The 13135-nt window shown below is 64.6% G+C and carries 7 protein-coding genes; 5 read left to right on the top strand and 2 right to left on the bottom strand.

What is annotated here, in order from left to right; genetic code table 11:
- Position 1: 1 nt before the first annotated feature.
- Positions 2-1918, bottom strand: coding sequence for a molecular chaperone DnaK (gene dnaK / locus EN861_RS05815; protein ID WP_127277750.1), 1917 nt, complete (start codon positions 1916-1918; stop codon positions 2-4).
- Positions 1919-2408: 490 nt separating this feature from the next.
- Here dnaK and EN861_RS05810 point away from each other — a divergent pair, with 490 nt between their 5' ends.
- From EN861_RS05810 to EN861_RS05790, 5 genes are all read left to right on the top strand, one after another.
- Positions 2409-4373: a hypothetical protein gene (locus tag EN861_RS05810; RefSeq protein ID WP_135862837.1), complete on the top strand. Its 1965-nt coding sequence runs from the start codon at positions 2409-2411 to the stop codon at positions 4371-4373.
- Positions 4374-4383: 10 nt separating this feature from the next.
- Positions 4384-8244 carry a DUF11 domain-containing protein gene (locus EN861_RS05805; RefSeq protein ID WP_135862835.1) on the top strand — a complete coding sequence of 1287 codons (3861 nt, stop codon included), beginning with the start codon at positions 4384-4386 and terminating at the stop codon, positions 8242-8244.
- 220 nt (positions 8245-8464) lie between these two features.
- Positions 8465-9142, top strand: a complete 678-nt coding sequence (gene rpe, locus EN861_RS05800) for a ribulose-phosphate 3-epimerase (protein WP_127871127.1) — start codon at positions 8465-8467, stop codon at positions 9140-9142.
- Positions 9143-9532: 390 nt separating this feature from the next.
- On the top strand, positions 9533-10279 hold the full coding sequence (locus EN861_RS05795; protein WP_127275346.1) for a GntR family transcriptional regulator: 747 nt from the start codon (positions 9533-9535) through the stop codon (positions 10277-10279).
- A 178-nt stretch (positions 10280-10457) separates the two neighbouring features.
- Complete coding sequence (locus tag EN861_RS05790; protein ID WP_135862833.1) at positions 10458-11984, top strand: malonyl-CoA synthase; 1527 nt, start codon at positions 10458-10460, stop codon at positions 11982-11984.
- A gap of 30 nt (positions 11985-12014) precedes the next feature.
- Here EN861_RS05790 and EN861_RS05785 read toward each other — a convergent pair whose 3' ends face one another.
- On the bottom strand, positions 12015-13127 hold the full coding sequence (locus EN861_RS05785) for an NAD(P)/FAD-dependent oxidoreductase (protein WP_135862831.1): 1113 nt from the start codon (positions 13125-13127) through the stop codon (positions 12015-12017).
- Between the last annotated feature and the right edge of the window lie 8 nt (positions 13128-13135).

Here is a 13135-nt window from a genome sequence, read left to right as displayed (position 1 = left end):
TTCAGGCCGACTTCTTCTTGTCGTCGTCCTCGTCGATTTCCTCGAAATCGGCATCGACCACGTCGGAGTCCTTGGCCGCATCCGCCTTGGCGTCGGCTTCCGCCGCTTCCTTCTGCGAGGCCTCGTACATGGCCTGGCCAAGCTTCATGGAAGCTTCGGCGAGCGTCTGGCTCTTGGCCTCGATGTCGGCCGGGTCGTCGCCCTCCGCAGCGGTCTTGAGCGCCGCGATCGCGTCCGAAATCGCCGTGCGCTCGGCCTCGGAGACCTTATCGCCATATTCCTTCAGCGACTTCTCCGAGGAATGCACCAGCGCTTCGGCCTGGTTGCGGGCCTCGACAACGGCGCGACGCTTCTTGTCGGTGTCGGCATTGGCCTCGGCGTCCTTGACCATCTTCTCGATGTCGGCGTCCGAAAGACCACCCGAGGCCTGGATGCGGATCTGGTGCTCCTTGCCGGTGCCCTTGTCCTTGGCCGAGACGTTGACGATGCCGTTGGCGTCGATGTCGAACGTGACTTCGATCTGCGGCACGCCGCGCGGCGCCGGCGGAATGCCGACCAGGTCGAACTGGCCGAGCGCCTTGTTGTCGGCGGCCATTTCACGCTCGCCCTGGAAGACGCGGATGGTCACGGCCGACTGCGAATCCTCGGCCGTCGAGAACACCTGGCTCTTCTTGGTCGGGATCGTCGTGTTGCGCTCGATCAGCCTGGTGAACACGCCGCCCAGCGTCTCGATGCCGAGCGACAACGGCGTCACGTCGAGCAAAAGCACGTCCTTGACGTCGCCCTGCAGCACGCCGGCCTGGATGGCGGCGCCGAGTGCGACGACCTCATCCGGGTTGACGCCCTTGTGCGGCTCCTTGCCGAAGAACTGCTTCACGATCTCCTGGATCTTGGGCATGCGGGTCATGCCGCCGACCAGGACCACTTCGTCGATCTCGCCAGCCTTCAGGCCGGCATCCTTCAGCGCCGCCTTGCACGGTTCGATGGTGCGCTGGACGAGATCCTCGACCAGGCTTTCGAACTTGGCGCGGGTCAGCTTCAGCGTCAGGTGCTTCGGGCCGGTCGCGTCGGCGGTGATGAAGGGCAGGTTGATCTCGGTCTGCGTCGTCGACGACAGCTCGATCTTGGCCTTCTCGGCCGCTTCCTTGAGGCGCTGCAGGGCAAGCTTGTCGGCCTTGAGGTCGATGCCCTGTTCCTTCTTGAACTCGGCCGCCAGATATTCGACCAGGCGCATGTCGAAATCCTCGCCGCCGAGGAAGGTGTCGCCATTGGTCGACTTCACCTCGAACACGCCGTCGCCGATTTCCAGCACCGAAATGTCGAACGTGCCGCCGCCAAGGTCATAGACGGCGATGGTCTTGCCTTCCTTCTTGTCGAGGCCGTAGGCGAGTGCCGCGGCCGTCGGCTCGTTGATGATGCGCAGCACTTCCAGGCCGGCGATCTTGCCGGCGTCCTTGGTGGCCTGGCGCTGGGCGTCGTTGAAATAGGCCGGAACGGTGATGACCGCCTTCTCGACCTTCTCGCCGAGATAGGCTTCCGCCGTTTCCTTCATCTTCTGCAGGATCATGGCCGAGATCTGGCTGGGCGACTGCTTCTTGCCGCCGGCCTCGACCCAGGCATCGCCATTGTCGCCCTTGACGATCTTGTAGGGGACAAGCTTCTTGTCCTTCTCCGTCACCGGATCGTCATAGCGGCGGCCGATCAGGCGCTTGACCGCGAAGATGGTGTTTTCAGGATTGGTGACCGCCTGGCGCTTGGCCGGCTGGCCGACGAGACGTTCGCCGTCGCCCGAGATGGCGACGATGGAAGGCGTCGTGCGCGCGCCTTCCGCATTCTCGATCACCTTCGGTTCCTTGCCATCCATGATGGCGATGCAGGAGTTGGTGGTGCCGAGATCGATACCGATTACTTTTGCCATTTTTCTAGTCTCTCCGCTAAGCAGGCTCTCAGGACCCGGTAAAGGCGTTCCGATGAAAGCCCCTGTTCACAAGAAATCCCGTCCGGCCACCGGTTGTCCGGCGCCGCACGGCTTGGCGCGTATATAAGAACAGGCGGCATCGCGCGCAAGCATTCTGCGCAAGGCTTCCATGAACCTTTCCACGCCGGCCAGCGACTGATGTCCAGGTGCCGCATGGTGCGGCCCCGGAAAGGAAGCCCCCATGACCAGCAACCCAGAGACTCCGCGGTCTCCGGGACCAACAGGAGCTCGGCGCGACCACCGCCTTCGGGACGGGGTCGATGCGCTGGGCTTTCCGCTGATTCCGTTGACCCTGCGCAGGAGCAGGCGTATCGTCACTATGAGGAAAGCAGACAATTCAATCAGGGAAGAACGAGCCGGACCGCCGCGACTTGCCCTGATTTGTGCGGCAAGTCCGGACGTCTCTCCCCTGGACTACGGGGGTAGTGTCATGTCTCGCATCCGCGGCTCGTTCGTGCCTTCTTCAGAGTTAGACGGCCGCTTGCGCGGTGCCTTGCAGGCCACAGGCTTGCTGGCTCTCGCGCTTGCCGCCAGCCTGTGGCTGGGCGGCGCGGCCAGGGCGCAGGAAACCCAGATCATTTATCCCGGCTCGATGGCGGTCACCGGCTTTCCCGGCACCATCATCCCCAATTTCGACGAGGGACTGCCGCCCGGCGTCGATCCGGTCGACGAGACCTTCATAGACACCTCGCGCGCCACCTTGCGCGTGTTCGACGTTTCGCACCTGGGCGGTCCGGCCTCCGGCCAGCTCGTCTTCACGCCGCCGCCTTTCGAGGTGACCGCAGGCCAGATCGGTGAGGTGTTCGGCCTCACCTATGATGACGGCGTGCGCGACGGTGTGCCGTCCGGCATTCCCAACCTCTATGCCGCCGCCACCTCGCTGCATGGCGTCGAGATCGTCACGCCGGACGCCGACAAGGACGGCAGGCCGGAGCGGCAGCGCCGCGGCACGGCGGGCGCCACCTTCATGAATGGCCAGTTCGGCACCGAAAACGGCGGCGGACCGGGCACCATCTGGAAGATCGACGGCATTACCGGCCAGGTCGCCAAATTCGCCGATATCGACACCAACAGCGGTCCTGGCATCGGCAATCTCACCTTCGATCCCGTCCACCGCCAGTTCTTCGCCTCCGATCTCGACACCGGCCTCATCCATCGCATCGACGCCAACGGCAGACTGATCGACACTTTCGACCACGGTGTCGCCGGCCGCCCAGCGCATGGGCTGGCCCCGGTCGCCGACGATGGCGCTATAATGGACATACAGGGCGCGGCCTTCGACACCGAAGACCCCGACAGCTGGGGCTACACCCAGGATGAGCGCCGCGTCTGGGCCGTCTCCTATCATGGCGGCCGGCTCTATTATTCGGTTGGCGAAAAGTCGGAAATCTGGTCTGTGGGCATTGCCCGCGACGGCACCTTCGCCGGCGATCCGCGCTGGGAACTGACGGTCAAGGCCGACAAGGACTACGCCGTCACCGACATTACCTTCGACAACAGCGGCTTCATGTATCTCGCCCAGCGCGGCCCTGTCGAAAACCGCTATGACTACAGCCGCTTCGCCGATTCCGGCAAGGGCGAGGTAATCCGCTACTTCAGAGAGTATCCCGACGATCCCTCGACGGAATCGGTCTGGGTCGAAGCGCCGCAGGAATATGCTGTCGGCTTCCCGCAAGGCAACAGGCAGTCGGCCGGCGGTCTCGACCTGCAATATGGCTACGATGCCGACGGCAATCTCGACACCTCGGTCTGCACCCAGACCTTGGTCAACACCGGCGACAAATTGCGCGACAACCCCGAGCTTGCCGAAAAACTCGCGGCTGGCGGGCCGCTTGCGGTCCATGGCGTGCAGATCACGCCCAAGGACCTGGTCAAGCCGGCCAACGTGCCGCCCTTCGGCTCCTGGTTCGTCGATTTCGACGGCTATTTCGAGGATCCCGAAGTGGAAGGCCATGTCGGCGACGTCGCCGTCTGGCATCCCTGCGAGGGCCGTGCCGGCTATTACGAGGAAATACCGGGCGGCTATGAGCCTCCCTTCTACCCGCCGGACTTCCCACCGCCCGGCAATCTGCCTCCGTGTCTCGATGTCGAGGACGTGCAATTCTACTGCACGCCGCGCGGCCTCGAGGCCGATCTCTATCTCCATGACCATGCCGGCTTCGGCGGCGATTCGATCAAGGTCCAGTCCAGGACGCCAGGCGTCGGGGTGACATCACCCATGTCGCATGCGCCAGGCGAGCCGTACACGATCGACATCACCGGCCACTATCCGGGCGACAGAGTGGATGTCGGGCTGTGCTTCTACAGGAAGTCCGATAAGGACAAGGGTGGCTACTACCCTTGCTGCAAGATGACCTTGCCGCTCCGCACCCCAGCCGTCAGCTGCGAACGTTGAGGAGGCAAAGATGACCATTCTTGCCCCATCCCCGCTCGCGACCAAAACGCAAAAAACCGTCATGGAGACGATCATGAAACCCCTGTCATATGCCAGGCGCGGTGCGCGCTGGCTGATGGCGGCCGGTATCGCGGTCGCCCTTGCGCCCGCGCTGCCGGCATCCGCCGCCCAGACCGTCCAGGCTGTCACCAGCCCCGATGTGCAGCCGCTGCAGCTCGACAATCCGCGCATCATCAACCCGGAACCCGGACGTGTCGTGCCGTTCTTCACCAAGACCGGTGGCCAGCGCAGCTGCGACTATGTCTTCTACACCTTAACCTTCGGGCTGCGCGGCAATCCGCAAGGTTTTGCCAATCCGGGCCTCGAGGCGGCGCTGAAGAAAGCCAAGCTCGACTTCAAGGACCAGCTTCCGCACGGTCTTTCGATCGTCAACGTGACGGTCTCCGGCGACGGCACCGATGCATCGGGCGGGGCCTTGCCGAGTGCTGTCATCAGCAATTCGGCCGGCCCCAACGACACCGCAACGGTTTCCGATTTCCGGATTTCCGCCAGCGATCTCGATGGCTCGGGCGCACCGAACGAACGCGTCATCACTTTCCGCATTACGGCCAAGATCGACCACGCCGCGTTTCCGGCGCCGGTCAATGTCGACAACCAGGGCCTGATCAAGGTTACCTCGGGCCCCGGCACGGGTACCCTCATCCCGTCGCAGGATCCGGGCAAGCCGGATGACGGCAACATCGCGACCGGCGAAAAGACCTCGATCCGGATCGACCTCACCAAATGCGACAGGCAACCTCCGCCTCCAACCGACCACGAATGCTTCAAGGTCGAGCGCGGCACGGTCGACTGCGTGCCCGGCGGCGGCGCCTTCATCTATCACATGCCTGTCGGCCCGGAGATGGGCGGTAAGTGGGTGCAGGTTTCGACGACCTCACCAGGCATCACCATCATCCCCGACACCCAGAAAGTGCCGGTGGGCGGCGGGGTGCTCGACTGGAAGATCGTCGGCGCTTCACCCGGTGACGTCATCCATCTCATCGTCACCGGCATCGAGACCTATGCCGGACCGAAGGAAGGTTGGGGCCTGTGCTGCACGCAAACCATCGACATCATCATCCCGCGCGACCAGAGGTGCCCGCCCAAGGACAAGGAGCCGGACCTCAAGGTTGAAAAGCATGCAGATGTCACACGTTGCACGATGGGTGGCGGCTGCGTCTTCACCATCCGGGTCACCAATGTCGGCACCGCGCCCTACAACGGCAAGATCGTGCTCGACGAGGTGACGCTGCCGGCCGGCTCGACGCTCGATTCAGGGCCCAATCCGCCCTGGGTCTGCGCGCCGGGTACCACCCCGATGACGTGCACCTATCCGGTGACCACGCTCAATCCGGGGGCCTTTGTCGACCTCAAGCTCGGCTTCAAGCCGGCCGGAGGCTGGCAAGGCAGCGTGCTGCGCAACTGCGCCACCTACAATTACGGCGCCAGCGGCAAGCCGCTGTTCGGCAGCCAGGCCAATGACCGTGGCTGTGCCTCGATCCCGATCTGCCGCCGCGGCGACCGCAACCCGGAGTGCCAGCCGCCGGTCGAGAAGAAGGTCGACCTGATCCTCAAGAAGCGTGCCCGCACCGAAATCTGCACCGCCGATGGCGTCTGCACCTTCATCATCGACATCATCAACAACGGCACATCGACCTATAACGGGCCGCTGACGGTGATCGACAACTACCCAAGCGGCGCGCCGACATCCTCGACCTTCGGGCCGAGCCCGCCCTGGACATGCGGCCCGAACGGCCCCGGCCAGTTCCGCTGCGACAATCCCGCCATCTCGCTGCCGGCGGGCGCCTCGACGCCGATCTTCGTCAAGGCGGTCGTGCCGGCCGGCTACCGGTCCGACACGATCGAGAACTGCGCCGAGGTGAAGGCCGTCCCCGGTGAGGTCGACCTCACCAACAACAAGGCCTGCGCCAAGGAACGCATCCGCCATCCCAATGGCGGCCAGCCGACCTTGCGCATCACCAAGGTGTGCAGCGGTTCGCTCGCCGGCGCGGCGCTGGTTTCCTGCCGCATCACCGTTAGCAGCGTCGGCACCGCTGCCCCCACCGGTCCGGTGCGGGTCAACGATGCCGCCACGCTGGTGTCGGGCGGAGCGCCCGTGCAGATCCAGACCGTCACCCCCGACGGCGCGGAATGGGCGTGCGGGCCGGTTCCGGCCAACGCGTTGTCGTGCCAGATACCAGGCGCCGTCATGACGCCCGGAACCTCCAGGCACTTTGACGTGACGGTCTCGGCCAATGGCGAGTTCGAGAACTGCGCGCGCGGCTCCTACGGGCCGGCGCAGGGCGACGATGTCGTCTATCCGATCGGCCAGGCCTGCGCCAAGGGCGGCGGTCCTTCGACGATCCGTGTCGAAAAGACCGGCGACCGCGAATGCCGCGTCGGCCAGCCCTGCTCGTTCGACATCACCATCACAAATGACGGGACGAGCCCCTTCTCGGGTCCGGTCCGCATCGGCGATGCGATCGGCGTGGAAGGGCTTGGCCGGCTGGAAGGTGTTGCGATCACCTCGATCGACCCGCCTTTCGGCTGCTCGCCGGAGCCGACGACCTTGCCGGCCTCCTGCATCGCCAACCTGACGCTCGGCGCCGGCGAAAGCCAGTCGCACCGTGTGACGGTGGTCATCCCCGACGATGGGCGTCTTGCCAACCTGCAGGGCAACGTCAATGGCCAGAACTGCGTTGGCGTGCTCTCTCCCGACACACGTGTGCAGGGCGGCGGCGATGTGCTGTCCAAGGATGCGACCAACGTCCAGGGCGATCGCGGCAAGGCCTATGCGTGCCATCCCTTCATCATCACGCATGAGGTGAAGAACGAGTGCTCGCCGGGCTTTGTCATGAACGACGCCGGCCGCTGTGTCTGCCCGGAAGGCACCACCTTCCGCAACGGCCAGTGCACGGGCGGCGGCACCAACGTTCTTCCGTTGCCACCGCCACCGCGCTGCGTGCTGCTCGAAGGCCAGATCCGCACCGAGGACGGACGCTGCGTCTGTCCGCGCGGCACGGAGCTGGAGAACGGAAAATGCGTCAGGACCGACAGGCCCGAGCAGTGCACCATCCGTGGTCAGGTCCACGACGCCGACGGCTACTGCGTCTGCCCGCGCGGCACCGAGGTGCGGGACGGCGCCTGCCGTCAGATCCGGCCAAAACCGCAGCAGTGCCGCATCCCTGGCCAGTTCCGCAATGCCGATGGCGACTGTGTCTGTCCGCAAGGCACCGAGCTGCGCAATGGCGCCTGCCGTCCGGTCCGGCCGAAGCCCGAGCAGTGCACCATCCGTGGCCAGGTCCACAATGCGGACGGGGACTGCGTCTGCCCGCAAGGCACCGAGGTGCGCGACGGAGCCTGCCGCCCGGTCCGGCCGCAGCCTGACCAGTGCACCATCCGTGGCCAGGTCCACGACGCCAACGGCAATTGCGTCTGCCCGAGGGGTACCGAGGTGCAGGGCAACGCATGTCGTCGACCAGGTCCAGTGCTCCAGCAGTGCGACATACGCGGCCAAGTCCACAACAAGCGCGGCGAATGCGTCTGTCCGCGTGGGACCGAGGTGATCGACGGCGCATGCCGCAAGCCCAGGCAAGAGAGCGAATGCGCGCCGGGCTCGCAGATGGTCAACGGCCAGTGCCAGCCGATCTTCAGGCGACACTGCCCGGAGGGTACGATCGGGCGGTATCCGAACTGCCGGCCGATACGCGGGCAGCCGTCGCTGGAGCTCGATCCGGGCCAACTGCTGCAATTGCTGCCGCAGCGCAGGCAGCAGATCGACCAGCAACAGGATCCGGTTCCTAACAGGGTCCTGAAGCTCCAGCAGCAATAGCCATCTGCGCGACGCCAAACGAGAACCCGCCGGAGCAATCCGGCGGGTTTTTCTTCATGACCCGCGCAGGCGGTGATTGGCCGCCCAGGACCAACGCGCGCCGCGACGTTACCCCTGCCTGTGGAACCGCCGTGCTTGCGCCCTCGACAAGTCGCCAGGAGCGCTTTAGGCAGTCGGTTCGGAGCGCCCGTATGAAAAGGACGCCCGGAAAGGCCACGAGATGAGCAAAAAAACCTTGATCGCACCGTCGGTGCTGGCATCGGATTTCTCGAAGCTCGGCGACGAGGTCGAGGCGGTGGCGGCGGCAGGTGCCGACTGGATCCATCTCGACGTGATGGACGGGCATTTCGTGCCCAACATCACCTTCGGCCCGCCTGTCATCAAGGCGATCCGCAACCGCACCAAGGCCTTTTTCGACTGCCACCTGATGATCGCGCCCGCCGATCCCTACCTCGCCGCCTTCGCCGAGGCCGGCTGCGACGGCATGACGGTGCATGCCGAGGCCGGGCCGCATCTCGACCGCTCGCTGCAGACCATCAGGAACCTCGGCAAGAAGGCCGGCGTCTCGCTCAATCCGGCGACGCCCGAAACAATGATCGAATATGTGCTCGACCGGCTCGATCTGATCCTGATCATGACCGTCAATCCGGGCTTCGGCGGCCAGGCCTTCATCCCGGGGATCATCGACAAGGTGAGAAGGGTCAAGGCACTGATCGGCGACCGGCCGATCCGCATCGAGATCGACGGCGGGGTCTCGCCGGAAACAGCCCCGTTGGTCACATCGGCCGGCGCCGACGTGCTGGTGGCGGGTGCTGCCATCTTCAAGGGCGGCAGCGTCGAGGCTTACCGCGCCAATATCGAAGCGATCAGGACCGCGGCCGACAAGGCTGCCGGCTAACACAGCGCGGTCATCCGGCTTCAATTCCAACACGCCGGCTTTGTGCGATCACCACCCTTCAGCGTAGGCACGCCCGAATCAGGCCGCCCGGGAGGCCTGATTCGGCGCGTTGTTCCTTGTCTTTGCGCGCGACAGAAAAGATGCTCGCACGGGCACAGGAGAAACAGATGTTTGTGCGTGCATACAAAACACGTTAAGTTTCCACTGGTTGTAGAGATATTCGAATTCCCGCGATCGGCGTGCGGATTGGGTATATTTCTTTGTTCTAAAGTACAATAGCGCGATCTTCTGCTTGAGCGGCTGGAGCGTGGCGCTGTATGGTACTGGTACAGAAGGGGAATTTTCGGACTCGAATTGCCCAAGACGACAGTTGGGGACAAGGAGTCGCTTTTGACATACGGAGTTGCCAATCTGAACGACGACGGGCCCGGAGCCAAGAGTACGCTTGCCAGCACGGTCTATCATCAATTGCGTGATGATCTTCTCGCCGGCGCCCTGGAAACCGAAAGCAAGCTGCGCGTCGAGTGGGTCGTTTCCAAGTATGGCGCCGGCGCCTCTCCGGTTCGTGAAGCCCTCAATCGCCTTGCCTCCGAAGGTCTCCTCGGCCGCCATGACCAGCGCGGCTTCTTCATCATGCCGGTCACTGCGGCCGAACTCGAGGAGCTGACGCGCACCCGTTGCTGGCTCGAGGAGCGGGCGCTGCGCGAATCCATTGCCCACCGCACCGCCGAATGGGAAGAACAATTGGTGCTGGCGCTGCATCGCCTGGGGCGTGCCTCACGTCTTTTGCCGCAAAGCAGCTCGTCGCTCAATCCGGACTGGGAGAAATTGCACCGCACCTTCCACCGGGTGCTGATCTCGGCCTGCCGGTCGCACTGGCTGGTGGGCTTCTGCGACCAGCTTTCCGATCACGCCTACCGCTATCGCCAGATGGCCAATGACGGCGAGAGCGTCCAGCGCGACGATTTCGCCGAACACCGGCTCATTGCTGAAAATGCGCTGGACGGAAATGCGGACGGCGCCGTCCAGGCCCTGATCGATCACTACCAGCTGACCGCCGCCATGTGCATGGAACGCTTCAAGCAAGGCGAGACGCCAAAGGCCGCCGCCGGTCCGGGTCAGCGCGCCCAGCGTTGACGGCTGTCTGACCGTCGCGCTCCGCTGTCCCATCTCTCGAATCTTTTCGGTAGACGCCGGGCAGCCGTTTGCGGCCTTGACGGCCGGGCCGGGAAACGCGAACGCTTCGCCGCGTGCCGACCCGCGGCCGGCGTCGACATTGCCGTCACCCACAATTGCGTCACTCCAGGAAGATTTCATGAGCAATCATCTGTTCGATGCATTCCGGTCCCGGATGCCCTCGCCTGGGCATCCGTTGATGGAAACCGATGATGGCCGCACGCTCACCTATGGCGACATGCTGGCGCGATCGGCGCAGCTCGCGCATGCGCTGCTGCAAATGGATGTCGCGCCCGGCGACCGGGTTGCCGTGCAGGTCGAGAAGAGCCCGGAGATGGTTTTGCTCTATCTCGCCTGCGTGCGCGCCGGCGCCGTCTTCCTGCCACTCAACACCGCCTATACGCTGGCCGAGCTCGGCTATTTCTTCGACGATGCGGCACCCCGGGTGATTGTCTGCGATCCGGCGCGGTCGGCGGATATCCGTGGGATGGTCGAGCCGTCCGGTGCCGTCGTGGTCACGCTCGACCGCAATGGCGAGGGATCCCTTGCGGACCAGGCATCGCGGCAGTCCTCCGATTTCCATGATGTCGAGCGCGGCGCGGACGACCTTGCGGCGATCCTCTACACGTCGGGAACGACCGGCCGCTCGAAAGGCGCCATGCTCAGCCACGAGAATCTCGCCTCGAATGCCCGGGTCCTGGTCGAGCAATGGCGCTTCACCGGGGATGACGTGCTGATCCACGCGCTGCCGATCTTCCATACGCACGGCCTGTTCGTCGCCACCAATGTCGTCCTGATGGCCGGCGCCTCGATGCTGTTTGAGCAGAAATTCGACGCCGGCCGCGTCGTCTCGCTGCTGCCGCGCGCCACCGCCCTGATGGGCGTGCCGACCTTCTATACCAGGCTGTTGCAGCAGGAGGGGCTGGATCGCGAGGCTGCGAAGACCATCCGCCTGTTCGTATCCGGTTCTGCGCCGTTGCTGGCCGAAACGCACAAGGCATGGCGCGAGCGTACCGGCCACGCCATCCTCGAGCGCTACGGCATGACCGAGACCAACATGAACACCTCCAATCCCTATGAGGGCGAGCGGCGCGCCGGCACGGTCGGCTTCCCCTTGCCCGGCGTGTCGCTGCGCATCGCCGATCCCGACACCGGCAAGCCGCTTGCCCAGGGCGAGGTCGGCATGATCGAGGTCAAGGGGCCGAACGTGTTCGGCGGCTACTGGCGCATGCCGGAAAAGACCAGGGCGGAATTTCGCGCCGACGGCTTCTTCATCACTGGCGATCTCGGCACCATCGATGCCGACGGCTATGTCCATATTGTCGGTCGCGGCAAGGACCTGATCATCTCAGGCGGTTACAACGTCTATCCGAAGGAGCTCGAAAGCGAGATAGACGCGCTCGACGGCGTCCTGGAAAGCGCCGTCATCGGCCTTGCCCATCCGGACTTCGGCGAAGGCGTCACCGCTGTCATCGTGCGCTCGCCCGCTTCGCGTATCACCGCGGCCGAAATCCTCGACGCCATCGCCGGCCGCATGGCGAAGTACAAGCACCCGAAACGGGTGATCTTTGTCGACGAACTGCCGCGCAACACGATGGGCAAGGTACAGAAGAACTTGCTTCGCGACAGCTACAAGGATCTCTATGTCTCCGCCAAGGCCGGCTAGGCAGAAACCCGCCCCGGCGAGGACGCCGGTTCAGCTTGTGTACAAGAGTTCGACGACATGGTCGGCGATCGCCAGGCTCGCCGTCAGGCCGGGGCTCTCGATGCCGTACAGATTGACGATCCGGCCCGCGCCATGATCGGCTGGACCCTGGATCATGAAATCGGCTGAAGCCTGGCCCGGGCCGGACAGCTTCGGCCTGATGCCGGCATAGGCCGGCTGCAGGGCATGATCGGCAAGATCAGGCCAATAGCTGCGGATCGCCTCGTAGAAGACAGTGCTTCGCTCGGGGTCGACCGTGTAATCCACGCTGTCGATCCATTCGACGTCGGGACCAAAGCGCGCATTGCCGGCAAGGTCGAGCGTCAGATGGACGCCGAGACCGCCCTCGACCGGAACCGGATAGATCAGCCGCGAAAAGGGCGACTGCCCGGGAAGCGCGAAGTAATTGCCGCGCGCCAGCCACTGCCGGGGGATGAGGTCCCTTGGAAAACCCTCGATCCGGCCGGCCACCGCCTGCGCATCGAGGCCCGCTGCGTTGATGAAAGCGCCGGCCTCCAAGGCGAAGGTCTCGCCATTGGCATCGCGCGTGTCGATCCGGATCCGGCCGGCTTCGGTCGTCGCGCCGGCAACGCAAGTGAGGAAAGCCAGGGATGCGCCTGATGCCTCGGCGTCGCCGCGCAGCGACAGCATCAGCGCATGGCTGTCTATGATGCCGGTCGACGGCGACAGCAGCGCGGAGGCGCAGCTCAGCGCCGGTTCCAGGCGCTCGGCCTCGCCGCGTGTCAAAAACTCAAGATCGTCGACCCCGCAGCGCCTGGCATTGGCCGCGATCGCCCGCAGCCCGTCCGCCTGGCCTGGCTCGCTGGCGACGATCAGCTTGCCGGGGCGGCGATGGCCGATATTGTGTTCGGCGCAGTAGGCGTAGAGAAGCCGGCGGCCTTCGAGGCAGAGCCGGGCCTTCAGGCTGCCGGGCGCATAATAGAGCCCGGCATGGATCACTTCCGAATTGCGTGAACTGGTGACGGTGCCGATCGCGTCGGCCTTTTCGATCACCACCACCTCGCGGCCCGACAAGGCAAGCGCCCTGGCGACGGCAAGGCCGACGACGCCTGCTCCGGCGACGACACAATCGATTGTCTGCATGCCCTCTC

It is taken from the genome of Mesorhizobium sp. M8A.F.Ca.ET.218.01.1.1, from assembly GCF_004791165.1.
Classification (GTDB): Bacteria; Pseudomonadota; Alphaproteobacteria; order Rhizobiales; family Rhizobiaceae; genus Mesorhizobium.
Note: the sequence above shows the minus strand (reverse complement) of the source record. Positions and strands in the feature narration are given on the sequence as shown.

Bases quoted from the DNA above. Each gene is read 5' to 3' on its own strand.
- dnaK (WP_127277750.1), bottom strand. From the start codon at position 1,918: ATGGCAAAAGTAATCGGTATCGATCTCGGCACCACCAACTCCTGCATC.
- EN861_RS05810 (WP_135862837.1), top strand. From the start codon at position 2,409: ATGTCTCGCATCCGCGGCTCGTTCGTGCCTTCTTCAGAGTTAGACGGC.
- EN861_RS05805 (WP_135862835.1), top strand. From the start codon at position 4,384: ATGACCATTCTTGCCCCATCCCCGCTCGCGACCAAAACGCAAAAAACC.
- rpe (WP_127871127.1), top strand. From the start codon at position 8,465: ATGAGCAAAAAAACCTTGATCGCACCGTCGGTGCTGGCATCGGATTTC.
- EN861_RS05790 (WP_135862833.1), top strand. From the start codon at position 10,458: ATGAGCAATCATCTGTTCGATGCATTCCGGTCCCGGATGCCCTCGCCT.
- EN861_RS05785 (WP_135862831.1), bottom strand. From the start codon at position 13,127: ATGCAGACAATCGATTGTGTCGTCGCCGGAGCAGGCGTCGTCGGCCTT.